The following is a 23925-nucleotide window of genomic DNA, read 5'->3' on the forward strand; positions in this document are numbered from 1 at the left end:
TCTCGTACCAGTTGTCGGAGCCGACGACGCCAGGAAGGGTACCTAGTCAGCGATGGCCAATGCCGACGCCGTGAGGCGGAGCTCCAAACGGAGCGCGCCCGTCAAGAAGGGCCAGCGCGCCGCAAAACTCACCGCCGTCACCGACGAACCGGCGGTCGATGCCACACGGCGCACGGAAATCCTCAAGACCGCGAACTCGGTCATCGCGACATCCGGACTTCGTACGTCGCTGCAACAGATCGCTGACGCCGCAGGCATCCTCGCGGGCAGCCTCTACCACCACTTCGACTCCAAGGAAGCCATCCTCGTCGAGCTGATCAGGCGCTACCACGCGGACCTGGACCGCGTCGGCGAGCTGGCGCTCGAACGTCTCGATGAGCCCGATCCGCGTCCTGTCGCCGAACAGATCACCGAGCTCGGATGTGCGATCGCCCGCTGCGCGGTCGAGCATCGGGCCGCCCTGCAGATGTCCTTCTACGAGGGTCCGAGCTCAGATCCCGAGCTGATGGAGTTGACGCAGCGCCCGCCGTCGACGATCCAGGCCGCCATGTTGCAGGCGCTTCGGGCAGGACGCTGGAGCGGATACATCAGGTCCGACCTGGATCTACCCACCCTGGCCGACCGCGTGTGCCAGAGCATGTTGCACGTCGGTCTGGACGTCATACGCCACAAGGCTGCGACGGACGAACTGGCCACGTTGAAGAGCCGCATCACTCTCGAGGGCCTCGCCGTCGACATCCCCTCCGATACAGACCTGGACGGGTCGAATGCGTTCGCGGCCGCCGAAGACGTGATCAAGAGTTGGGTCGACACCGAGGACGACAGTGATCTCAAGGCGGCTCACGTGCGCGCGGTGGCCCGCTCCGAGTTCGGCCGTCGCGGGTACGAGATGACGACCATTCGGGATATCGCGTCCGCAGCGGGATTGGGTACCGGCACGGTGTATCGCGTCATCGGCTCCAAAGACGAGCTGCTGATGTCGATAATGCTGGAATTCGGACACAAGGTCGGTGGCGCGTGGACGGATATCGTACGAACGGATTCCACCACGGTCGAAAAGCTTGATGCGTTGAGCTGGCTGAACATCAACGCACTGGACCAGTTCCCCGACGAGTTCCGAATTCAACTGGCGTGGCTACGGCACACGCCACCGGACACGTCCAATCCCGCATGGTCATTCACCACCCGGATAAGACAGATGAAAGCCCTACTCTCCGAAGGTATTCGCTCCGGAGAGATACGCAACGGCAGCCCCGCTGCCGATACGCTTGCCCGATGCATCATCGGTGAGCAGTGGATCCCGGAGAACATCCTCCAACAGATCGGCACGCGGAATGCGTTGATCCTGGCTCGTGACACAACCTTGCGGGGCATCAGCGTCCGTGAGTCGTGAGGTCGACGAACAGATCTTCACCGCCGTTGCCGCTGAACGACGCAGAATTGCCGACCTGATCGACACCCTCGACGAAGACGCCCTCGCAACGCCGAGCCTGTGTGCGGGATGGGATGTCAAGACCGTCGCCGCCCACCTCGTCAGTGTCTTTGCCGACGGCTTCTGGAAATTCCAGTTCGCTGCGCTGCGATACCGTGGGTTCAACCGTGCGATAGACGAACTCGCGCGACGCCGTGCCCGCGAATCGGTGACCGACATCGCGCAGACTCTCCGTCTGCGCGCCGACCACCGGCTCAGCCCACCGATCACCGGACCTTTTTCCGGCCTGACCGACGTCCTGGTGCACTCGGGCGATATCCGGATTCCGCTCGGCCTACCGTTTCACCCCGATGACGAAAAGGTGAGTTGGGCACTTGACTTCCTGACCGGCCCCCATCCGCTCGGATTCGTCCCACGGGGTCGCCTAAAAGGAATTTCCCTCCACGGTGAAGATATCGGCAGAGCATGGGGTTCGGGAGCCGAAATACATGGCCCCGGTGCACTCTTGATGATGGCGGTCGCTGGTCGCACGGACACACTCGCGATGCTCGACGGTCCCGGGGTCGGCGAACTACGAAGGCGGCTGTCGGTTACGCCTCGCCGAACCGGGCGACGAGCCGGGAGTTGACACCGTCGGGTTCCAGCTCCCGGGCCACCAGGTAGCCGGAGCCCATCCAGCCCCGACGGGTCCAGTTGCCGAACGAAATCCTGGTGCCGGGCGCGCCGGAAGCTGCCGGGACCGACTTGACTCGCTCGAGCGCCTCCTTGACTCCGCGCGGACTCAGTGGGTGCGCGTCGACGATTGCGTGCAGAATCGCCACGGCGACATCGCGATTCACCACCGGCACGCACCATTCCGGGCGCCTGCCGGTTCGCTCCTTGAATTCGTCGAGGAAGCGCTGGCCTACCTGGTTGCCCTCGTCGTACTGATCGAGGCCCGTCCAACCCATGAACGCATTCCACATCACCGGGTTGATCCACGCGTTCTCGAACGCGGTTCCTGCGAAGCGCGGCGGATCCCAGTCAAGTTCAGCCAGTGCGGGATTGACCAATACGATTCCGAAGCCGAAGCCCGCGTGCACGATCGCTTGCGCCTTTGCGTCATACAGCGTGCGTACGGCCTGGCCGACGTCCTGCGCGGTCTGAGCGATAGTGGCCTCGGCGACGATCCTGATCCCGCGCTGCTGGCAAGCCTTTCGGAAGTTCGCAAGGTAGGCCTCCCCCACCAGTGACTGCTCCATGAGCACACCCACGTCGGTGTGACCACCCTTGACCAGCAGATCGGTCCAGAAGATCGGCTCGTCGAAGTGGGAACCCATGGGAAAGGCGAAGAACCACTCTCCCAGCGCTTCATCCGATCCGGTGACGCTGATCGCAGGCACCCGGAATCGCTCGTTCAGCGCATCTTTGATCGCCACCGCATTGTCCCCGATGTGCGGACCGAAGATCGCCAGGCAGCCCTCGTCGACGAGTTCCTGATAGGCATCGATCACCGCTTTCACAGTGCCCTTGGGCAGCCCCTCGACCTCGCGATAGATGATCTCGACGGGCCGGTCGATGATGCCCTTCGCCATGGCGTCAGAGAAGACCATGTCGAACGGAATCGTGAGATCGTCGCGGTAATGCTGCGGAAAGTCGTCGGACAACTTGAAGTCCATCAGGTAGCCGATCTTGATCGGCTCGGCTGTGCTCTCGTACGACATCAACACTCCTATCGTTTGGCAGAACCTGTTTCAACGGTCAGGCGGTGACGATGGGCAACCGACCCCATCCACGGACGCTCGAAGTATGTGCCATCGCCGCATTGTCAAGATCGACGTTCCATTCCGGCCATCGGGTCAGCATCTCTTCGAGTGCCACCCGCGCCTGCATACGGGCCAGCGACGAACCCAGGCAGAAGTGCAGCCCTTGGCCGAACGACAGATGCGCTCCGGTGCGGTGGATGTCGAAACTCTCGCCATTCGGAAAGTGCCGCTCGTCCCGGTTGGCTGACCCGTTGAGCAGCAACATGACCGACCCTTCGGCGATTGACTGCCCGTATATCTCGGTGTCCCTTGCGACGCAGCGTGCCTGTACCGGTGACGGCGACTCGTAGCGCAGCACCTCCTCTATCGCCCTGGGGATCAGCGAGAAGTCCTCGGCGAGCTCGCGCCGTTGCGCGGGGTGTTGGGCCAGGAGTTGGCCGATGAAGCCGATCAGGCGGGTGGTTGTCTCGTTGCCCGCCCCGGCGATCATGCTGGTATAGGTCAGCACTTCGATACGCGTCAGCCGCCGAAGCTCGCCGTTCTCCTCGATCTCCGCGTTGAGCAGTTGTGTCATCAAGTCATCGGACGGGTGTTCAGCTCGCCACTCGATGTACTCGGCGAAAAGTTGATATGCGTTCTCGAAGGCCTCGGCCGAGACTGACTGGAAGCTACCATCTTTCAGTCCGATCGACGCGTCGGTGTTGTCTCGAATCTCCTGCTGCCCCTGTTCGGGAATGCCCAGCAGATAGCCGATCGTCCGCATCGGGATCAGCGCCCCGAAATCCGTGATCAAGTCGAACGTCGAGGTCCCGGCCAATGCATCCAGTGCACGGACGCAGTACTGACGAACCAGAGGTTCGATAGCCTCCATCCGCCGCGGCGTGAAAACCTTTGACAACACACGCCGATGAAGGTCATGAAGCGGCGGATCCTCGAAAAGGATGACCCCTGGAGGCACCTCGATGCCGCTCATGATGACATCGATCGTGGTGCCCTTGCCCGACCGGTAGGTATCCCAGTTGTGGAGTTCCCGCGAGACGTCCTCATAGCGGCTCAGCGCGTAGAAGTTGTACTTCTCGTTGCGATAGAGCGGCGCTTCTTCCCTCAACCGGCCCCAGATCGGATAAGGATTGTCATCGATGTCGAAATCGAACGGGTCGTAGTACAGATCGGTGGTCTTCACTTCGGTCATGGGCTGCCCATCTTGTCGGTCATCAGATTCTGGTCCCGAAATCAATCGAATGCGTGGCGGGGCAACGTGTTCGGAAGGTCGAGCGAGCTCAATAGGCCTGCGGGTGCGTCGACTACGTAGGGAATCGCATTGACCACCCGCATCGCCGTGGCGGCCATCGCCGCGTGGCCCGCCGCGTGACCTTCCACGGCACCGACATTCATCGCGCAATGTATGTCGGGATCGCCCTCGATGTCGATGCGATATGTTGCGTCGAACTCCGACGCGAGCCAGTCGGGTGCCACATCGCGCGCCATCCTGATGATGTGTTCGACGACGATCGCTTCCCGGCCGTTGACGACTCCGGCCGCCCGGGTACTCACTGCGCCGCACGTTCCTGCTTTGATCGTGCCGAACGCCACTTGAATGTCTCTGTCGGTGAGGCGCCGGTCGAGACTCCCGCGGACCTCGTCGACCTCGACACCCAGGCCGGCCGCAATTAGATGTATTGGTGCTCGCCAAGCCATTTCGATGAAGCCGGGCGTCTTCAAGAGAGGTTCGAAGTCCAGCGGATGGCCGAAACCCATGCCGTTCATCATCACGTCAGCTACCGGGTAGTGGTCGTTGAGTGCGACCTCGGTGACCTTGAGGCAGCGGATCTTCTTCGATTGGGTGGCGAGCATCAGCGCCAGCTGATCTGAGCCGAACCCCGGAAAGATGCCGGATGCGTAGAACGATGCACTTCCAGCCTTGGCCGCGGTCTCCAGCTGCACGCGCCACTCAGGCGAGTAGTAGGCGGGCGGGTAGATCAGGCTCGTCGACGTCGTCGACACCACGTTGATTCCCGCGTCCAGCAACCGCAGGTAGTCGGGCACCGCGCCCGCGTCGCGTTCCGGCCCGCTCGCCGCGTACACCACACAATCGGGTTTCAGCGCGATGAGTGCTTCGGCGTCGCTGGTGGCCGCGATGCCGACCGGCGCACCGCCTGCGAGTTCCCCCGCGTCCTTGCCGACCTTGTCATCGGAGTGGACCCAGACCCCGACCAGCTCGAGGTCGGGTCTGCGGACAATCGCGTCGATCGCGATCGATCCGACACCGCCCGTCGACCAAACCACCGTGCGCAGTGAACTTTTCACACCGAGCTCCTCACTGTCGGTCATGCGCGCTCGGCCGCCATGACCGCCCGTTCCAGATAGGGCCACGCCGTCTCCGGCGGCACCCCGCCGCACAGCGGCAGCAGCGGCAGCGGCCTTCCGCTTCGGATGTATGCGGCCGCCTCGTCGATGGTGAAGATCCGGTAGGGACCGTCCGCCGCACGGAGGGCCGCCACATTTTCGGCGCGCGAGATGCTTGCCACCGAGTCGTCACCGTGCCGGTAAGAGGCCGCCGTCACCGCATCGTGCAGTAGATGGGGTCCGAGCTCTTCCCATGCCTCATCGACATCGTCGGCGACGAATACCGTGGTCGGCGCACCTGCGTCGGGGAACTGAATCACGCCCGGCTCATGACCATTGGCGCGGCATTCGGATTCGTAGAACTCCTTGAGCCCAGGCGAGTCGGTCTGCGAGATGAACCCGAGCCCGTATCGGGCCGCCCGCCGCGCCGCGGCCCGAGTCCCTCCGGCGATGAGGATGCACGGCCCCCCTGCCGTCACGGGTGGGGGCGTCAGGTGGATGCGCCGGCCACCATGGTCGACGGGTTCACCGGCGAGCAGCCGTCTCAGTAGCGCGAGTGATTCGTCGGCCAGCTTGCCGCGGCCCTCCATGTCCACCCCGAAATGCTCGTATTCCTGTGCACGGTGCCCGATTCCGAACGCGTAGGACACTCGCCCCTTGCTGATGATGTCGAGAACACTCATCTCCTCGGCCAAACGCACCGGATCCCAGAACGTGATCGGGACGGCCGCCAACAGGATTGCCAGTCGCGCGGTGCGAGCGGCGATGGCGGAGGCAAGGATCTGCGGGACCGGCAGGTGGCCGTCGTCGGTCCCGTGATGTTCGGACAGCACCGCGACGACAGCGCCACGCGTCTCGGCCCAGGCGCACATCTCGATGGCCGCCGCGTACAACTCGGTCGCCGGCGCGCCTGTGGCGGGCGCACGCATGTCGAATCTGAGTGTGAACATCAGCGCCACGTCGAGGCCGAAGGGGTCACGTCGACCGACTCTAACCTAAATTTTGTTCCAGTTGCCGTTAATAGTGATTACTATTCAAAGCGGATCGAACAGGGCGCAACCCGATGAGGAGTAGTGATGACAGAAGGTAAGCACCGCGTGGTGGTGTGGGCGACGGGCGGCATCGGATCGATCGCGATTCGTGCCATTCAGGAGCGCGAAGATCTCGAGCTCGTCGGCGTCTGGGTGCACTCGCCGGAGAAAGACGGCAAGGACGCAGGCGAGCTGGCCAACGGCGAACCGATCGGGTTGGCCGTCACGACCGACGCCGATGCGCTGATCGCACTGAAGCCCGACTGCGTCATCTATGCGGCCAGCGGCCCGGAGCGTGACGCCCAGGCCATTCCGGACTACGTGAAGTTGCTCAGCGCCGGACTCAACGTGGTGACGACGAGCACGACGCGACTGGTCAATCCGCACGCCTACGAACCGGCCGAGTGGCGCGACCAACTGGACACTGCGGCCAAACAAGGTCAGGTGTCGCTGTATGCGTCGGGTATCGAACCCGGTTTCGCCGCCGACTACCTGCCCCTGGTGTTGTCGACGGTGTCGTCGCAGATCGAGAAGATCCACGCCTACGAGATCGGTCTCTACGACGACTACGGGGTGCCCGACATCATGAGCGACGCCATGGGATTCGGCCGCCCGCCCGAATACGAGCCGTGGATCGCGATGCCGGGCGCCATCTCCGGTGAGTGGCAGGGCCAGATCCGCATGATCGCCGATGCACTGGGCGTGGAGGTCACCGAAATGCGTGAGACCTTCGATCGCGCGATGACCGAACGGACGTTGGAGGTCGCGATGGGTACCGTCGAGGCCGGAACCTGTGGCGCACTGCGGATGCAGGCCATCGGGGTCGTCGACGGACACGAAGCCATCGTCATCGAACACGTCACCCGGCTGGCGCCCGACGTCGCGCCACACTGGCCCACCCTGCCCAACGCGCTGGGCTATCGCGTGGTGATCACCGGCACCCCCGACATCGACTGCACGATCGATGCGACGCTTCGGGACCGCAAGAAGGCCGGAATCGAGAGCATGACCTCAGGGGCGGGCGCCATGGTGGCCACCGCGATGCGCGTCGTGAACGCCGTACCGTATGTCGTTGCCGCACAACCTGGTCTGGTCAGCTCGGTGGATCTGCCGCTCACCATTCCGAAGGGAGCGTTCAACCCGAAATGACCGCCGGCGTCACTCCGGCAGCCGCAGCTCGGGCTTTTCGACCTCTTCGATGTTGACGTCCTTGAAGGTGATGACCCGCACCTGTTTGACGAAGCGCGCGGGACGGTACATGTCCCACACCCAGGCGTCGCCCAACCTCAGCTCGAAGTAGACCTCGCCCTCGGAGTTCCTGGGCACCATTTCGACGCTGTTCGCGAGGTAGAAGCGCCGCTCCGTCTCCACGACGTAGCTGAACTGCCCGACGATGTCCTTGTATTCACGGTAGAGCGAGAGCTCCATCTCGGTTTCGTACTTTTCGAGATCCTCGGCACTCATCTGCTCAGCCGTCCTTCCCAACCGCTCATCGCGAGTCCAATCCTCCCCTACCCCAATCGGCTCTGCTGCTCGGGTTCGGTGTCGAGTGCGAAGTCGGGTACCAGTACGGTGCCGATCTCGCTGCCCACCTCTCCGTCGACCGCCACCAGCCGGCGCACATTGATGAACGAATACCGGTGCTGCGTGCACGGCCCCAGCTCGGCGAGCGCCGCACTGTGCGCGGGAGTGCTGTATCCCTTGTGCTCGGCAAAGCCGTAGCCCGGATGCTCGGCCTCCATCTTGACCATCAGCCTGTCACGACTCACCTTCGCCAGCACACTTGCCGCCGCGATGCACGCGGCGGCCGCGTCGCCCCCGACCACCGGCAGCGACGGCATCGGCAGGCCGGGCACCCGAAATCCGTCCGACAGCACATAGCCGGGCCGGACGGACAGCCCGGCGACCGCACGCCGCATGCCCTCGATGTTCGCAACGTGGACCCCGCGCCGATCGACCTCCGTCGAGGGGATGAACACCACGTGGTAGGCCAGCGCGTACCTGCGGATCAGCGGAAACAGCCGTTCGCGCTCCCGCTCGTTGAGCTTCTTGGAATCGTCGAGCGCCGCGAGGCTTTCCAGGCGGTTCGGTCCGAGCATGCACGCCGCGACGACGAGAGGTCCCGCACAGGCGCCGCGCCCCACTTCGTCCACGCCCGCCACCGGTCCCAGACCACCCCGGTACAGCGCGGACTCCAACGTGCGAAGGCCGGAGGATTTCCGGATCACCGTCCGTGGAGGCCATGTCGCCGGCAACTCAGGCCCTCGGCTCTTCGCGCAAGCGGCTCATCGCGAAACTCCTATTGGGTCTGCGGGTCCACGCTGTCGACGCCGCCCCAGCGCCCGGGGGGCCAAGCGATGAACTGTGCTTTGCCAATCACATTGGCGATCGGCACCGTGCCCGCCTCCGGGTCACCCGTGCACAACAGCCCGCGCTGCGCATCGGTGGGTGTACTCGTGCAGTGCGCCCGCGAATCGGCGGAATGGGTGCGGTTGTCGCCCATCACCCACAGCTTGCCTTCGGGGACCTTCACCGGCCCGAACTCATAACCAAGACAGGCGGCATAGGGGTTGGAGGGTTCGACGTTCATCGTGGTGAAGTTCAGGTACGGCTCGTCTAGGCGCTTGCCGTCGACGGTCAGTCCCGTGTTCGCCCTGCACTCGACGGTCTGACCGCCCACTGCGATCACCCGCTTGACCAGATCGTTCTCGTCGGGCGGGACGAACCCGATGAAGGACAGCCCGTTCTGGACAACGCGCATCACGGGGTTGTGCGATCGGATCGACTTGTATCCGACGTTCCAATTCGGTGGGCCCTTGAAGACGACGACGTCACCCGGCTCTGGCTGAGAGAACCGATAGCTCAGCTTGTCGACCATGATCCGGTCACCTGTGCAGCCGGGGCACCCGTGCAGCGTGGGCTCCATCGACTCCGAGGGAATGAGGTACGGGCGAGCGACGAACGTCAGCATGACGTAGTAGAGGACCAGCGCGATCGTGATCAGAATCGCGAACTCGCGCAGCGCACCGTGCTTCTTTTTCGGGGCTTCGTCGGCGTCTTGCGGAGCCGCCCCGGCGGCGACATCGGAAACCGAATCGGAGTCCTCGGGGGCAGTCTCTAGCGACTCATCGGGATCGGTGGTTCCACTCACCGCATCAGGGTAGCCAGCGCGATGATCATCGCCGCGTTCCTCGGCTGCCACGCGTCAGAATCCGGCGCGTCGGCGGCCGGACACAGTCAGCGCTTTTCCTTGATCTTCGCCTTCTTGCCACGCAGTTCGCGCAGGTAGTACAGCTTGGCGCGGCGCACGTCACCGCGGGTGACGACGTCGATGTGGTCGATGTTGGGCGAATGCACGGGGAATGTCCGCTCGACACCGACGCCGTAGCTTTCCTTGCGCACGGTGAAGGTCTCGCGGATACCGCCGCCCTGTCGCCGCAGCACGACACCCTTGAATACCTGGATGCGCTCCTTGGAGCCCTCGATGACCTTCACGTGCACGTTCACGGTGTCGCCGGGGCTGAAGTCCGGGATGTCGTCGCGTAGCGACGTCTGATCGACGAAGTCCAGCGTGTTCATCGGTGACACTTCCTTGCTGTTGGCGGCTGCGGGCGTGCTGTCGCGTGTTGGTCGCGGCGCCGAGCCGAGCTATCGGGCGTTTCGGGGTGTATCTCACGGCGGGCGGAGTACGCGCCCACGCAGACAACTGCTCAATTGTGCCAGATGGGCCCCGATCCAGTGAAATCCTGTGACCCCGGCCGGCGCGATCCGGGGCCAAGGTTACCGCCAGACCATCAAGCCCACCTAAGCAAGCGATGGCAGGCAGCTGCCGTTACGCTGAGAGCCACGGGTTCTGACGATATGGCGAGGCGAGGGAGGGCAATGCGACGGCGGCCGTCGAAGCTGGTCACGGCGACTGCGATCGTGATTCTCACCGCATCCGTCATCAATGGATGTGAGGCCAGGGTGTACGGAACCCCGCCGGCGGCCTCGGGTCCGCAGCTGACCGTCATCGTGCCGCAGGGCGGCATGGCGCCGCTGCCCGAGTCTCCGCCAGACGAGCCTGCCGCGACCTTCAACGGGCTCAGTGAGCGCGCGCGGATGGCGACAGCCGAAGCCGCCAAGGCCGGCGCCGACATCACCATCACCGTCTTGGACCGCAACACCGGCCAGCTCATCTCCAACGGCAACGGCGAGGCGATGCCCATAGCGTCGGTGTCGAAGCTGTTCATCGCCGACGACCTGCTGTTACAGCAGTCGAAGGGGCAAACCGAGCTCTCCACCGCCGACCGCAAGGCGCTCGACTTCATGCTGCGGGCCTCCGACGACAGCGCCGCCGAGGTCTTCTGGAATCGCAGCGGCGGCAGCGCGATCATCGCGCGGGTCACCGCCCGGTACGGACTGGATTCGACCTCGACGCCGTACAACGGGCGCTGGTTCAACACCCTGAGCACGACGGCAGACCTCGTTCGGTACTACGACAAGCTGCTCGCCGGCACGGGCGGACTGCCGAAAGAGCAGGCCAGCGTCATCCTGTCCAACCTGGCGGCGCACACGGCGACCGCCCCCGACGGCACGGTGCCCGGTGGGGTCTACCCGCAGCGGTTCGGCATCCCCGACGGCTTCTACGCCGAGCCCGTCGCGGTCAAACAGGGCTGGTTCTGCTGCTGGAACGCCGGCGACTGGGTGCACCTGTCGACCGGTGTGATCGGGCCGGAACGGCGCTACGTCATGGCGATCGGCTCGATGCAGCCCAGCGACGACGTCACCGCGCGCAACACCATCACCCAGGCGGTCAAGACCATGTTCCCGGGCGGCCGCATCTAACTCCGCTCCAAAACCCCGCCAACGACGCCGAAAACTGTTGGTGACCGGTTACCGTTAGCGCTTCGCAATATGGCTAGACGCGCGAAGGGTGACAGCCGATGACCGATACCGAGAACCCCCACGACGCCAGTTCCCTGTCGTTCTCGCGGCGCGTCATGTTCGGCGGGTTGGGGCTCGGTGTCGCCGCGTTGGCCACCGCCCCGCAGGCACGCGCGCAGCTCGACGTGGGCTACGAGGCGATGCTGATGAAGTGCATAGATCCGCGGTTCACCACGAACGCGTGGAACTACATGACCGACCGCGGCTGGCAGAACAACTACAGCGAGTTCGCCTTCGCAGGCGGCCCGGTGGGCGTGGTGGCTCCGGTCTTCGCAGCCTGGCACGAGACGTTCTGGGAAAACCTTGCGATCTCGGTGGACCTGCACTGGGTGAAGCGCGTCGTCGGGATGACGCACCGCGATTGCGGGGCCGCCGCAGTGGCCTACGGCGATCGGATCAAGACGGACAGGGCATTTGAGACCGACATGCTTTCCGCAGCATTGCGAGAGTTTCGCACCCAAGTGCAGCAGCGTGAGCCGGAGCTCGGCGTCGAGTTGGGCATCATGGATTTCGACGGCAACGTCGAATACGTCAACTGAGCGCGCTCAATCCAAGAGGTCGGGCCGCCGGTCGCGCGTGCGCTGCAACCCCTGTTCGCGCCGCCACGCCGCGATCTTGGCGTGGTCGCCGGACAGCAGGATCTCCGGCACGTCGAGTTCGCGCCAGCTCGGCGGACGGGTGTAGCTCGGCCCTTCCAGAACACCATCTGAATGCGAATCATCTTGGGCCGAAGCGGGATTGCCGAGCACGTCGGGCAGTAGGCGCACCACCGCTTCGATCATGACCAGCGCGGCGGACTCCCCGCCGGGCAGTACGTAGTCGCCGATCGACACCTCCTCGACGCGCATCCGGCGGGCCGCATCGTCGGCGACCCGTTGATCGATGCCTTCGTATCGACCACACGCGAACACGAGATGTTTCTCGTTGCTCCACCGTTGCGCATCGGCCTGGGTGAACAACCTGCCCGCCGGTGTCGGCACGACCAGAAGTGTTTCCCCGGAACATATTTCGTCGAGAGCGTCACCCCAGACCGGGGCTTTCATCACCATGCCGGGTCCGCCGCCGTACGGCGAGTCGTCCACCGATCGGTGCACATCGTGAGTCCAGCGTCGCAGATCGTGCACGGCGAACGTGAAGATGCCGGCCTCGATCGCCTTGCCCGGCAGCGCTTGTCGCAGCGGGTCGAGATACTCCGGAAAGACCGTGACCACATCTATTCGCATGGTCATTCCAGGTCCAGCAGACCCTCGGGCGGATCGATCTCGATGACCCCGTCGGCCAGCGACACGGACGTCACGATGGCGCCGACGAACGGGACCAGGATCTCGCCGTCATCGTTGCGCACCGAAAGGAGTTCGCCCGCCGCGGTGTGGAGCACCTCGGCGACCGTGCCGACCTGTTCCCCGGCGGTCGTGCGGACAGCTAGCCCTTCGAGCTGATGGTCGTAGAACTCGTCGGGGTCCTCGATGGGAGGCAGATCCGAGGAATCGACGAGAAACAGCGTGCCTCGCAGCGCGTCGGCGCCGTCACGGTCGGCGACCCCGTCGAGCCGGACCAGCAGTCGCCCCCCGTGTTGGCGCGCGGAGTCGACCACCAAGCGTCGTTCGGTTCCGCCTTTGGTGCGTGCACGCAGGCTGGCTCCCGGCGCGAAACGGGTGTCGGGGTCGTCGGTGCGGACATCGACGACCACCTCACCGGTGATCCCGTGTGCCTTGACGACCCGCCCGACAACCAGGTCCATATCGGCTACTGGTCGGTGTCCACCACGTCGACGCGGATCCCCCGGCCTCCGATGCCGGCAACCAGCGTGCGCAACGCGGTCGCGGTGCGTCCACCACGCCCGATGACCTTTCCGAGGTCGTCGGGATGGACGTGCACCTCAACGGTGCGCCCGCGGCGGCTGGTCACCATATCGACCCGGACGTCGTCGGGATTGTCCACAATCCCGCGAACCAGATGCTCGACTGCGTCGACGACGACAGAACTCACAGTCGCGCTCAGCTCTCGGAGGACTCGGGTGCGGCCTCGGCCGGTGCGGCTTCGGCGCTCTCGACGGCGGCTTCGGCAGGCGCGGTCTCGGCGGCCGTGTCGTCAGCCGTCTCGGCCTTCTCTGCTGCCTTCTTGGCGGGAGCCTTCTTCTTCTTGGCCTGGGTGGCCTCGCCGGACGGTCCACCATCGGCCTCGGCCAGCGCGGCATTGAAAAGGTCCAGCTTGCTGGGCTTGGGCTCCTTGACCTTCAGCGTGCCCTCGGCGCCGGGCAGACCCTTGAACTTCTGCCAGTCACCGGTGATCTTCAGCAGCTGCAGCACCGGTTCGGTGGGCTGGGCGCCAACGCCGAGCCAATACTGGGCGCGCTCCGAGTCGATCTCGATGAGGCTCGGATCTTCCTTCGGGTGGTACCGGCCGATGACCTCGATCGAGCGACCGTCGCGGCGGGTGCGCGCGTCGGCGACGGCGATGCGGTACTGGGGATTGCGGATCTTGCCAAGCCGAGTCAGCTTGATCTTGACAGCCATGGTTAAGCGACTTCTCCTGTGATTGCCACGCTGCAATTCAGCGGTGCCGGCCGATTGCCCGCACCCGGTTTTGCTTTACGTGTGTGACCGCCACCCGGCCGTAGTCGTGTGGCAGACAGCCGCCCATTGTGCCAGAACAGGCCCTACCGGTGGAAATCGCGCTCGAGTGTGCGGTTTCGAGCTCGACACGCCGCGGTGGGTGTACAAAACCGCACACTCGGTGCCGGACCTTTCCAAATTTGGGCGTAAGTGTCACGCTCACGCCATGGACGCCGCGCAGACCTTGCTCGAGATCGAGGCCATCAAACAGTTGAAGGCGCGCTACTGCCGTTTCCTGGACACCAAGGACTGGCAGGCCTGGCGCGGCATCTTCTCCGACGACTTCCACAGCGACACCTCGCCGTCGGGCGGCAAGGTGATCGACGGCGCCGACGAGTTCGTCGCGTACGTGCGCAAGAACCTGAACACGCAGCCGACCGTGCATCAGGTCCACGCACCCGAGATCGAGCTGACGTCGCCGACGACCGCCCGCGGCATCTGGGCGCTCAACGACATCGTGCGGTTGGCACCGGGCCTGAACCTCGACGGCTGGGGGCACTATCACGAGACGTACGAGAAGAGCGACGGCCAGTGGCGCATCACGAGTTCGACGCTGACCCGCCTGCGCACCGACTTCTTCAATCCGCTGTTCTCCGTGCGCATTTCGGACCGGTTAACCCGGGCGGCCGCCAAGCTGGGGCGGCGCTGAGCTGCTCACAGCAGCTTGTCGAAGCACTTCTCCTCGACGCGCTTGTTCATCCGCCAACCCTCTGCGGTGCGGATGAACTCGTCGACGTACCACAGGCCGCAAAGCATGACCTGGTCCTTCTCCCCGCCGAACACCATCGGGTTGAAGCAGAAGGTTCGCGACGATGCGGAGTCACCGTCGATGCGCACGTCGAAGTTGCCCAGCATGTGGGCGTGCGCCTGGAAGATTTTCGGCAACGTCTCCGCCAGCCACGCCTTGACCTCGGGGAAGCGGCCGTCGATCCCGCCCATGTCCCGATAGTCGATGTACGCATCCGGCGTGAACACCCGGTCCAGATCGTCGAACTGCCGCCGGTCGATGGCCGTCGAGTAATCGATCAGCAGCTGCTGTATCTCGAGACGATCCGATATCTCTTCAAGGCTCAACATGCGTCGATTGAACACGATCGCGCCGCAGTCTCTTGGCTGGCGATAGGCTCAGCCGTCATGCGGAGCTTTCTTGTCTGCATCGCGACCACGTTGTGCTTGGTTGCCGGGGGGACCGCGGTGGCGTCTGCCGTGCCGGCCGGCGTCATCCAGCCATCGGGTTCGGTGCCCATACCCGAGGGGCCGGCTCAGGCCTGGGTACTCGCCGACATGGACAGCGGCGAGGTGCTGGCCGCTCGCGATGAATACGGCCAGTACGCTCCGGCAAGCACCATCAAGGTCCTGCTTGCGTTGACGGTGCTCGACGAGATTCCGCTCGACACCACGATCGTCGCGAACGAAGCCGACACCAAGGTCGAGTGCAACTGCGCAGGCGTCACGCCCGGCCTGGTCTACACCGCGCGCCAGCTGCTCGAGGCGTTGCTGCTGGTGTCGGGCAACGATGCCGCCAACACCCTGGCGAGCATGCTCGGCGGTCAGGACGTCGCCGTGATGAAGATGAACGGTAAGGCGGCACTGCTCGGCGCGTACGGCACCAACGCGGGCTCGCCATCGGGTCTCGACGGCCCGGGCATCGACATGTGGACCTCGCCGCACGACCTCGCGGTCATCTTTCGCGCCGCCATGGCCGACCCGGTGTTCGCGCAGATCACCGCCCAGCCGACCGCGGTCTTCCCCACGAAGAAGGGCGACACGGTGCTGGTCAACCAGGACGAGTTGCTCAAGCGCTATCCCGGCGCGATCGGCGGCAAGACCGGCTTCACCGACATCGCGAAGAAAACGTTCGTCGGCGCGGCCCAGCGCAACGGCAGGCGACTGGTCATCGCGCTGATGTTCGGCATGGACAAGCCCGGGCAGCCGACGTACTGGGATCAGGCCGCCAGCCTGCTGGATTGGGGCTTTGCGCTCGACCGGAATGCCACCGTCGGCGCGCTTTAGCCAGCGAAGTTGCTGAATCGCAACGCGTTCGAGACCGCGACCGGAAACGCACCGGTTACGCTCGGCGTCCGTGCGAAAGTTGTTGGCCGCGTTGGCGATCACCCTGTGTTCGGCCAATGCCGTCGCGTCACCCGCGGGGGCTCAGCCCGCTGTTGAGCCGGTCGGCGCCGTCGCACTGCCCGACGGACCGGCGCAGGCATGGTTGGTTGCCGATCTGGACAGCGGCGCAATTCTGGCCTCCCGCAACCCAAATGAGCAGCATGCACCCGCAAGCACGATCAAGCCGCTGCTGGCGATGGTGGTGCTGGACAACCTGCGCCCGAACAACTTCGCACGCGCCAATTCGTCGCACACCGAGGTCGAATGCTCGTGCGTGGGATTGAAGCCGGGCCAGCCGTACAGCGTCCAGCAGCTGCTGGAAGCGCTACTGATGGTGTCGGGCAACGACGCCGCGAACATGTTGGCCGACATGCTCGGCGGACAAGGCGTCGCGATCCCCGCGATGAATCGGAAGGCGGCTGCCGTCGGTGCGCGTTCGACCAGGGCCGCTTCACCGTCGGGTCTCGACGGTCCTGGATGGGAATCCATCACGACGCCCCACGACCTCGCGGTGATCTACCGCGCGGCGCTGAACTATCCACTGATCGCGCAGATCATGCGGCAGGAGTCGGCGCAGTTCCCCGGTAGGACGCTGACCAACCAGAACGAGCTGCTGTCCCGCTACCCCGGCGCATTCGCGGGAAAGACGGGGTTCACCAACCTCGCCCACCACACGTACGTCGCCGCCGCGCAACGGGGCAACCGCCGGCTCGTCGTGGTGGAGATGTACGGCGACGGCGATCTGTACGGTCAGGCGATCAACCTGTTCGACTGGGGCTTCGGCCAGTCCGGTTAGCGCCACGGGCCTCGAATAGGGAGGCCGCCGCAGCGCCGCCCGTTCAAGTAAGGTCACCCTAAATTTGGGGGCAGACCGAAGGGGCGCGATCGTGACTGACCAGCAGTTCTCACTGATCGTGGGCTACGGCACCGATATGGGCAACGCCGAAGACGCGGCCATGACCTTCACCGAAACGCTGGAAACCGTCGGCATCGAGGCCGAGGCCATCGAACTCAACCAGATCGACGTCTCCGAGTTGCAGACGGCGACTCACTTCGTGGTGGTCACGTCGACGTTCGGCGACGGCGAGTTCCCCGACAACGCCACCCTGTTCTGGGAAGCGATCAGCGGTGAAACGGAGCGGCTCGAACATCTCGGTTTCGCGGTGCTCGCCCTCGGCGACTCCTCCTACGACCTGTTCTGCCATGCGGGCAAGATTCTCGACGAGCGACTCGAGGAGCTCGGCGCGACCCGGCTGGCCGAACGCGTCGACATCGACGGCTTCTACGAGCAGCCGGCCAAGGCGTGGTCGACCGACGTCGTGAAGCTGCTGGCGGCCGACCTGACCGGTCCTGCGCCGGCTGCCGTCGTGAGCACTCCTGAGTCGCAGGAGCCCGAAGCGACACCCAGCCGGGAGCGCAACCATCCGGTCGACGTCCGGCTGATCGTCAACCAACTGCTCACCGCACCGGAGTCCGACAAGGAGGTCCGCCATTACGAGCTGGACCTCTCGGGCACCGGAATCGCTTATAAGGCAGGCGATTCGATCGCGGTGCATGCGAGCAACGATCCTGTGCTCGTCGCTGCCGTGCTGGCCCAGCTCGGCGTCGGGCCCGACTACACCGTCGCCGGTCACGACGCACCACTCGGCGTCCTGCTCACGCAAAGCCTGGAGATCCGTATGCCGTCGCGGGCACTGAGGACGTTGGCCGCGGACCGGACCAGTGACGACGAGGCAGCGTCCGCGCTGCGCAGTGAAGCGGTGACGGCACCCGGATCGTGGCTCTACGGCAAGGATGTCCTCGACCTGATCACACTCGCAGGCCTGAGTGCCGACGAGGTGGTCGACACGCTGCGCCCGTTGCAATTTCGCGACTACTCGATCGCGTCGAGCCCGCTGGTCCACCCCGAAAGCGTGCACCTGACCGTCGCGACTGTGCGCTACAGCGCCGAGGACCGCACGCACGGCGGCGTCGCGTCGACGTTCCTTGCCGAGCGCGGTGACACGGTGCGCGTGCACCTGCGCCCGAACAACCACTTCCGACTGCCGGCCGACGATGTGCCGATCATCATGATCGGCCCGGGTACCGGCATCGCACCCTTCCGTGCATTTCTACATGAGCGCCAGGCGAATCGGGCACCGGGACGGTCCTGGCTGTTCTTCGGGGACAGGCGACGTGCCACCGACTTCCTCTACGGCGAGGAGCTCGAGGACTTTGTGGACTCGGGCACGCTCACCAGGCTCGACTGCGCCTTCTCGCGCGACGGTGCCGATGGCGTCCCGAAAACGTATGTGCAGCACCGCATGCTGGAGCATGCAGCGGAGTTCTTCGACTGGCTTTCCGACGGTGCGCACGTCTATGTCTGCGGTGACGCGGAGCGGATGGCCAAGGACGTCGACGCGACACTGCACGACATCATCGCCAACTGCGGGGGGATGGATGCCGCCGCGGCTCACGCGTACGTCAACGACCTCATCAAGTCACACCGGTATCTGCGCGACGTGTACTAGCCGAAGGCCCTGCCCCGCAGGATCACCAGGTCCGGGTGATTGACGACGCGTGCGCCCTGCCTCGGGTCGTCTTGGTAGCAGACGAGGTCGGCCGATGCACCGTGCTCGATACCTGGGCGGCCCAACCACTCGCGGGCGGTCCAGCACGCCGCGCCCAACGCCTCGGTCGGACTCATCCCGATGCCCTTGAGCGCGTCGATCTCGTCGGCGATCCGGCCGTGGGCCACCATGCTCCCCGCATCGGTGCCCGCGAATATCGGGATGCCGGCCTCCCGCGCGGCCGCGATGCGCGCAGGGCATTTCTCGTGGAGGTCTCGCATGTGACGGGCATAGGCCGGGAATTTGGTTGCGCCGTCGGCGATTCCGGGAAAGTTCTCGATGTTGATCAGCGTCGGTACGAGCGCGGTGCCGTGCTCGACCATCAGCTCGATGGTGTCGTCGGTCAGGCCGGTGCCGTGCTCGATGCAGTCGATGCCTGCCTTGATCAGCCCCGGCAGCGCGTCCTCACTGAACACATGTGCGGTGACGCGGGCACCGTTGTCGTGCGCCGCATCGATCGCGGCTTTCAGCACGTCGTCGGACCACAGCGGCGCCAGATCGCCGATCTCGCGGTCGATCCAGTCACCGACCAGCTTCACCCAGCCGTCGCCGAACCGCGCCTGTTCGGCGACGGCATCGGGTAACTGGGACTCGTCGTCCATTTCGATCGCGAACCCGCGCTGATAGCGCTTGGGCCTGGCGAGATGGCGGCCGGCGCGGATGATCCGCGGCAGGTCGTCGCGTTCGTCGAGGCTGCGGGTGTCGATAGGTGAGCCTGCGTCGCGCAGCAGCAGTGCACCCACGTCGCGTTCCGTCTCGGCCTGCGCCACGCACTCGTCGAGGTCCTCGATCGGTCCGTGCTCTCCGAGGCCGACGTGGCAGTGCGCGTCGACGAGCCCGGGCAGGATCCATCCGCCGTCAAACACGGTTTCGGCGTCCTTGACCGGGTCGGCGCTCAGCAGGCCGTCCACGATCCACCACTCCACCGGCTCTTCGTCGGGTAAACCCCGACCGCGCACGTGCAGTGGCATCAGTTCTTGGGGAACTTCAGCTTCGACAGGTCGATGTCGGCGAGGCCGGGAGGCAGCTCGTCGAGCCCCTTGGGCATATCGGACAGATCCGGGAATCCGGGCGGCATGCCGGCACCGAGGGGATTGCGCACCTTCGGCGGCGTCGGCCCACGGCCACTCTTCTTGTTCTTGCCCCGTTTGCTCTTGCTCGACTTCCGGGACGAATTCTTGCGGCCGAACGGCATACCCATCTGGCCCGCCATCGACGACATCATTTTGCGGGCCTCGAAGAACCGCTCGACCAGCTGATTGACCTCGCCGACCGTGACGCCGGAGCCGTTGGCGATGCGCAGCCGGCGCGAACCGTTGATGATCTTCGGGTCGGCACGCTCTGCGGGCGTCATGCCGCGAATGATCGCCTGCAGCCGATCGAGCGACTTGTCGTCGACGGCCGCCAGCGCGTCCTTCATCTGGCCGGCGCCGGGCAGCATGCCCAGCAGGTTGCCGATGGGGCCCATCTTGCGGATCGCCAGCATCTGCTCGAGGAAGTCCTCGAGCGTTAGCTCACCGCTGCCGATCTTCGCGGCGGCTTCCTCGGCCTTTTCGGCGTCGAAAACCTGCTCGGCCTGCTCGATGAGCGTGAGGACGTCGCCCATGCCCAGGATGCGGCTCGCCATCCGGTCCGGGTGGAAGACGTCGAAGTCCTCGAGCTTCTCACCTGCGGAGGCGAAGAGGATCGGCACGCCGGTGATCTCCCGGACCGACAGCGCGGCGCCGCCGCGGGCGTCGCCGTCCAGCTTGGTCAGCACCACGCCGGTGAAGCCGACGCCCTCACGGAACGCCTCTGCGGTGGTGACGGCGTCCTGGCCGATCATCGCGTCGAGCACGAAGATCACTTCGTCGGGGTCGACGGTGTCGCGGATCGCGGCGGCCTGGCCCATCAGCTCATCGTCGATGCCGAGCCGGCCCGCGGTGTCGACGATGACGACGTCGAAGTGTTTGGCCTTGGCCTCGGCGAGACCGGCGGCCGCCACCGCGACGGGGTCACCGGGTGCCGAATCGTCGGACCCTTCCCTGGTCCCGGGATGCGGGGCGAAGACCTCGACACCGGCCCGCTGTCCGACGATCTGGAGCTGGTTGACGGCACCGGGACGTTGCAGGTCGCACGCCACGAGCAGCGGCGCATTCCCTTGACCCTTAAGCCATTTCGCGAGCTTGCCGGCGAGCGTGGTCTTACCGGAACCTTGCAGACCCGCGAGCATGATCACCGTCGGCGGGGTCTTGGAGAACGCCAGCTGGCGTGTCTCGCCGCCGAGGATCGTGATCAGTTCCTCGTTGACGATCTTGACGACCTGCTGGGCTGGGTTCAGCGCGCCGGACACCTCGGCGCCCTTGGCGCGCTCCTTGATGCGTGCGACGAAGTCGCGCACGACCGGCAACGACACGTCGGCTTCGAGCAGCGCCAACCGAATCTCGCGGGTCGTGGCATCGATGTCGGCGTCGGACAACCGCCCCTTGCCGCGCAGCCCCTGCAGGGCGCCGGTCAACCGGTCGGAGAGCGATTCAAACACGCGGTCCACCCTACTTCCCCGTGTCGTCCCCCTGCCTTCGGCGGGCGGTGCCCCCAGCGCTCTCCCCTGGCCTGTGGCCGTGGACCCAACCCGCCGGACCCTAACTGGCCTCTGAAACCGGCTTCGCAGGCGCAGGCGCAGGCAGGATGGCGAACAGGTCGCGTTCGAGGTCGTCGCGCACCGCGACGACGTCATCGGGCACCACGATTCCGAACAGGTCGACCACCGACGAGCCCAGCGTGGTGACCTTCGCCCACGCAATATCGACGCCGTCGCGTTCGAACACCGCCGTCAGCCGCGCCAGCAGACCGGTGCGGTCGGTGCTGCGGATCTGCACCACCAGCTCCCCCGGAGACGCGCCCTCGGACCACAGAATGCGCGGCGGGGCGATCACATGGTTGATCGGGACCGCATCGGGCACTTCCCCCGCTCGTGTCGTTCCGTACTGGGCAGCGTCGCGATCCCGCTTGTCCAGCGACGCGAGTGCGTCGAGCTCGCCCTCGAGAGCAAGGATCCACTGCTGCCGCAGCAGCTCGGCCGCCGGTGGCGTACCGAAGTGCGGTGATACGACGAACGTGTTGATCGCCGAGCCCGCGTGTCCGTTGACCGACGCGGAGTGCACCCGCAGCGAGTTCAGTGCCAGCACACCCGCCGCTTTGGACAGCAGGCCCCGGCGATCCGGTGCGATCATCGTGACGTTGTAGATGTGCGGACTGTCGGCCGGCGTGAGCTCGACATGCACGCCGACATCGGCTGCCAGCGAAAGATACCGCGGGTCAATGGGATCGGGCTGCGGCAGTGGTTCGCCGGACATCACGAGCCGGCAGCGGCGCACGAGATCGCCGATGAGGGAGGCCTTCCAGTCACCCCACACCCCCGGGCCGGTGGCCAGCGAGTCCGCTTCGGCGAGCACGTGAAGCAGCTCGAGCACGACGAGGTCGCCGTCGAGCGCGTCCACCACCGCAGCGATGGTGTTGGGGTCCTGCAGATCTCGCCGCGTGGCCGTGTGCGGCAGCAGCAGATGGTGGCGCACCACCTTCGACAGGATCTCGACATCCGACGGCCACAGGCCCAGTCGGGTGCCGATCTGGACCGCCAGGTCGGCGCCGATGACACTGTGGTCACCCCCGCGGCCCTTGCCGATGTCATGGCACAGCGCGCCGAGGACCAACAAGTCTGGTCGCGACACCCTGGTGGTGAATGCGCTTGCCCGCGAGACGGTTTCGACGAGGTGGCGGTCGACCGTCCAGATGTGCACGACGTCGCGCGGCGGAAGGTCGCGAACCGCGCCCCACTCCGGGAAGAGCCGGCCCCACAGACCGGTTCGGTCCAGCGCCTCGATGGTGGCCACGGCCGTCGGCCCGGCGGCCAGCATGACCAGGAGGTCTTTGAGCGCTTGGCGGGGCCACGGGGTGCGCAGCTCCGGCGCGCTCTCGGAGAGCCGGGCCAGCGTCGACGCCGCCATCGGCAGCCCGGTGTTGGCCGAGGCGGCCGCCACCCGCAGGATCAGGCCGGGGTCACGCTCCGGTCGGGCATCGCGGGCGAGGATCACTTCACCGGCGAATTCGATCACGCCCTCGTCGAGAGGACGGCGCGCCGGCCGACGGAACGCCGCGAGGCCCCGCCTCGGCAGTGCGTTGGCCGCGGTCCGGATCCCGGCCTCGACGTAGAAGCTGATGGTGCGCGCAGCGTCGGAAAGCATGCGGGCCAGATCGAACCGGTCCCCGATCTGCAGCGCCGCGCCGATTTCGTCGGCGTGCTGAGCCAGCACCAGCTCTCGGCCACGGCCGGCGACCCGGTGCAACTCGGTACGCACGTTCAGCAGTGTCATGTGCGCCTCACCGAGAGTCTCGGTCGGCGACGCAAGGGATCTGCTGGGATAGACGTCGGCGAGCTGGGCGATCGCCAGTGCGTTGAGGAGTTGAACGTCGCGCAGACCGCCGCGTCCGCATTTGAGGTCGGGCTCGGCGCGGTGGGCGATCTCGCCACTGCGCTGCCACCGCGCCCGGGTGTGCTCGACCAGTTCCTCGAAACGCGAAGCAATTCCGGTACGCCACTGCCGCCGGGCTCCCCCGATCAGGAGAGTCGACAGGTCCGAATCGCCCGCGATGTGCCGTGCTTCGAGCATGGCCAGTCCCGCGGAGATGTCGTCGCCTGCGACGGCCAGCGCCTCGGGCACCGTGCGCACACTGTGGTCGATGCGAATGTTGGCGTCCCACAACGGATACCACAGCAACTCGGCGACCTGGCCGACGACATCATCAGGCATGTTGTCGTGCAGCAGCGTCAAGTCCAGATCGGAGTACGGCACCAGTTCGCCGCGGCCAAGCCCTCCGGTCGCGACGATGGCGAAGCCGCTCGTCGGGGTGATACCGATCTCGGCGGCCTTTGTGGTGAGCCAGAATTCGTGCAGATCGAGCAGCGCGATCCGCAGCGCAGCCGAATCCAGTTGCCGTGCATCGTTGGTCAGCAGTTGTTCAGCGGCAGCGGCAAGGTCGGTCGCGGGTCGTGACGAGTCCGCCGCCGGAGCCACCCATCGAGGCGGCCCGGCGGCGGAATCTGGTCTCTGCTCTGTCATTTCGTGTCCT

At 65.5% G+C, this 23925-nt stretch carries 25 protein-coding genes; 9 read left to right on the plus strand and 16 right to left on the minus strand.

Going from position 1 to position 23925, the window contains the following annotated elements:
* The first annotated feature begins 52 nt into the window (after positions 1–52).
* Positions 53–1393 (plus strand): TetR/AcrR family transcriptional regulator, encoded by a 1341-nt coding sequence (locus AB4Z42_RS06185; RefSeq protein ID WP_442008266.1) that lies wholly within the window; start codon positions 53–55, stop codon positions 1391–1393.
* Positions 1383–2060 carry a maleylpyruvate isomerase family mycothiol-dependent enzyme gene (locus AB4Z42_RS06190; protein WP_442008267.1) on the plus strand — a complete coding sequence of 226 codons (678 nt, stop codon included), beginning with the start codon at positions 1383–1385 and terminating at the stop codon, positions 2058–2060. The genes AB4Z42_RS06185 and AB4Z42_RS06190 overlap by 11 nt, the downstream gene beginning before the upstream one ends.
* Here AB4Z42_RS06190 and AB4Z42_RS06195 read toward each other — a convergent pair.
* The 4 genes from AB4Z42_RS06195 to AB4Z42_RS06210 are packed head-to-tail and all read right to left on the minus strand — an operon-like array spanning position 2023 to position 6473.
* Positions 2023–3135, minus strand: coding sequence for an ABC transporter substrate-binding protein (locus AB4Z42_RS06195; protein WP_442008268.1), 1113 nt, complete (start codon positions 3133–3135; stop codon positions 2023–2025). The genes AB4Z42_RS06190 and AB4Z42_RS06195 overlap by 38 nt on opposite strands.
* 37 nt (positions 3136–3172) lie before the next feature.
* The gene (locus AB4Z42_RS06200) at positions 3173–4369 is read right to left on the minus strand and encodes a cytochrome P450 (RefSeq protein ID WP_442008269.1); all 1197 of its coding nucleotides are present in this window, start codon (positions 4367–4369) and stop codon (positions 3173–3175) included.
* 41 nt (positions 4370–4410) lie between these two features.
* Entirely contained in the window at positions 4411–5484 is a 1074-nt protein-coding gene (locus AB4Z42_RS06205; protein WP_442008270.1) for an NAD(P)H-dependent amine dehydrogenase family protein, read from the minus strand.
* Between the two features lie 20 nt (positions 5485–5504).
* Positions 5505–6473 carry an LLM class flavin-dependent oxidoreductase gene (locus AB4Z42_RS06210; protein ID WP_442008271.1) on the minus strand — a complete coding sequence of 323 codons (969 nt, stop codon included), beginning with the start codon at positions 6471–6473 and terminating at the stop codon, positions 5505–5507.
* Positions 6474–6599: 126 nt separating this feature from the next.
* Between AB4Z42_RS06210 and AB4Z42_RS06215 the strand changes: the two genes are divergently transcribed.
* Positions 6600–7703, plus strand: a complete 1104-nt coding sequence (locus AB4Z42_RS06215) for an NAD(P)H-dependent amine dehydrogenase family protein (RefSeq protein WP_442008272.1) — start codon at positions 6600–6602, stop codon at positions 7701–7703.
* A 9-nt stretch (positions 7704–7712) separates the two neighbouring features.
* Here AB4Z42_RS06215 and AB4Z42_RS06220 read toward each other — a convergent pair whose 3' ends face one another.
* The 4 genes from AB4Z42_RS06220 to rplS all read right to left on the minus strand — a co-directional run bounded on the left by AB4Z42_RS06220 (position 7713) and on the right by rplS (position 10133).
* Entirely contained in the window at positions 7713–8018 is a 306-nt protein-coding gene (locus tag AB4Z42_RS06220; RefSeq protein ID WP_221367291.1) for a DUF2469 domain-containing protein, read from the minus strand.
* Between the two features lie 47 nt (positions 8019–8065).
* Positions 8066–8809, minus strand: a complete 744-nt coding sequence (locus tag AB4Z42_RS06225) for a ribonuclease HII (protein ID WP_442008273.1) — start codon at positions 8807–8809, stop codon at positions 8066–8068.
* Positions 8810–8853: 44 nt separating this feature from the next.
* Entirely contained in the window at positions 8854–9705 is an 852-nt protein-coding gene (gene lepB / locus AB4Z42_RS06230; protein ID WP_442008274.1) for a signal peptidase I, read from the minus strand.
* An 86-nt stretch (positions 9706–9791) separates the two neighbouring features.
* The gene (gene rplS / locus AB4Z42_RS06235) at positions 9792–10133 is read right to left on the minus strand and encodes a 50S ribosomal protein L19 (RefSeq protein WP_014214050.1); all 342 of its coding nucleotides are present in this window, start codon (positions 10131–10133) and stop codon (positions 9792–9794) included.
* Between the two features lie 303 nt (positions 10134–10436).
* Here rplS and AB4Z42_RS06240 point away from each other — a divergent pair, with 303 nt between their 5' ends.
* Complete coding sequence (locus AB4Z42_RS06240) at positions 10437–11381, plus strand: hypothetical protein (RefSeq protein WP_442008275.1); 945 nt, start codon at positions 10437–10439, stop codon at positions 11379–11381.
* 98 nt (positions 11382–11479) lie between these two features.
* Positions 11480–12019, plus strand: coding sequence for a hypothetical protein (locus AB4Z42_RS06245; protein ID WP_442008276.1), 540 nt, complete (start codon positions 11480–11482; stop codon positions 12017–12019).
* Between the two features lie 6 nt (positions 12020–12025).
* On the opposite strand, the gene trmD is transcribed toward AB4Z42_RS06245, so the two are convergent.
* The 4 genes from trmD to rpsP are packed head-to-tail and all read right to left on the minus strand — an operon-like array spanning position 12026 to position 13996.
* Complete coding sequence (gene trmD / locus AB4Z42_RS06250; protein WP_442008849.1) at positions 12026–12703, minus strand: tRNA (guanosine(37)-N1)-methyltransferase TrmD; 678 nt, start codon at positions 12701–12703, stop codon at positions 12026–12028.
* 2 nt (positions 12704–12705) lie between these two features.
* Entirely contained in the window at positions 12706–13221 is a 516-nt protein-coding gene (rimM, locus tag AB4Z42_RS06255; RefSeq protein WP_442008277.1) for a ribosome maturation factor RimM, read from the minus strand.
* A gap of 5 nt (positions 13222–13226) precedes the next feature.
* A complete protein-coding gene (locus AB4Z42_RS06260) occupies positions 13227–13469 on the minus strand; it encodes an RNA-binding protein (RefSeq protein WP_003881089.1) in 243 nt (80 codons plus the stop codon).
* A gap of 8 nt (positions 13470–13477) precedes the next feature.
* Complete coding sequence (rpsP, locus tag AB4Z42_RS06265; RefSeq protein WP_442008278.1) at positions 13478–13996, minus strand: 30S ribosomal protein S16; 519 nt, start codon at positions 13994–13996, stop codon at positions 13478–13480.
* Between the two features lie 265 nt (positions 13997–14261).
* Here rpsP and AB4Z42_RS06270 point away from each other — a divergent pair, with 265 nt between their 5' ends.
* Positions 14262–14744: a nuclear transport factor 2 family protein gene (locus AB4Z42_RS06270; protein WP_442008279.1), complete on the plus strand. Its 483-nt coding sequence runs from the start codon at positions 14262–14264 to the stop codon at positions 14742–14744.
* A 5-nt stretch (positions 14745–14749) separates the two neighbouring features.
* Here the strand turns inward: AB4Z42_RS06270 and AB4Z42_RS06275 are convergent, their stop codons facing one another.
* Positions 14750–15172 (minus strand): nuclear transport factor 2 family protein, encoded by a 423-nt coding sequence (locus tag AB4Z42_RS06275; protein WP_442008280.1) that lies wholly within the window; start codon positions 15170–15172, stop codon positions 14750–14752.
* Between the two features lie 57 nt (positions 15173–15229).
* On the opposite strand from AB4Z42_RS06275, the gene AB4Z42_RS06280 reads away from it, so the two are divergent.
* From AB4Z42_RS06280 to AB4Z42_RS06290, 3 genes are all read left to right on the plus strand, one after another.
* The gene (locus AB4Z42_RS06280) at positions 15230–16108 is read left to right on the plus strand and encodes a D-alanyl-D-alanine carboxypeptidase family protein (RefSeq protein ID WP_442008281.1); all 879 of its coding nucleotides are present in this window, start codon (positions 15230–15232) and stop codon (positions 16106–16108) included.
* A 70-nt stretch (positions 16109–16178) separates the two neighbouring features.
* Positions 16179–17003 carry a D-alanyl-D-alanine carboxypeptidase family protein gene (locus AB4Z42_RS06285; protein WP_442008282.1) on the plus strand — a complete coding sequence of 275 codons (825 nt, stop codon included), beginning with the start codon at positions 16179–16181 and terminating at the stop codon, positions 17001–17003.
* An 88-nt stretch (positions 17004–17091) separates the two neighbouring features.
* Positions 17092–18717 carry a diflavin oxidoreductase gene (locus AB4Z42_RS06290; protein ID WP_442008850.1) on the plus strand — a complete coding sequence of 542 codons (1626 nt, stop codon included), beginning with the start codon at positions 17092–17094 and terminating at the stop codon, positions 18715–18717.
* On the opposite strand, the gene AB4Z42_RS06295 is transcribed toward AB4Z42_RS06290, so the two are convergent.
* From AB4Z42_RS06295 to AB4Z42_RS06305, 3 genes are all read right to left on the minus strand, one after another.
* Entirely contained in the window at positions 18714–19787 is a 1074-nt protein-coding gene (locus AB4Z42_RS06295; protein ID WP_442008283.1) for a metal-dependent hydrolase family protein, read from the minus strand. The genes AB4Z42_RS06290 and AB4Z42_RS06295 overlap by 4 nt on opposite strands.
* Positions 19787–21337, minus strand: coding sequence for a signal recognition particle protein (ffh, locus tag AB4Z42_RS06300; protein WP_442008284.1), 1551 nt, complete (start codon positions 21335–21337; stop codon positions 19787–19789). Before ffh ends, AB4Z42_RS06295 begins: the two co-directional genes overlap by 1 nt.
* A gap of 100 nt (positions 21338–21437) precedes the next feature.
* Positions 21438–23915 carry a [protein-PII] uridylyltransferase gene (locus AB4Z42_RS06305; RefSeq protein WP_442008285.1) on the minus strand — a complete coding sequence of 826 codons (2478 nt, stop codon included), beginning with the start codon at positions 23913–23915 and terminating at the stop codon, positions 21438–21440.
* Positions 23916–23925: the final 10 nt, after the last annotated feature.

This window comes from Mycobacterium sp. 2YAF39, from assembly GCF_052114565.1.
In the GTDB taxonomy this organism is placed as follows: domain Bacteria; phylum Actinomycetota; class Actinomycetes; order Mycobacteriales; family Mycobacteriaceae; genus Mycobacterium.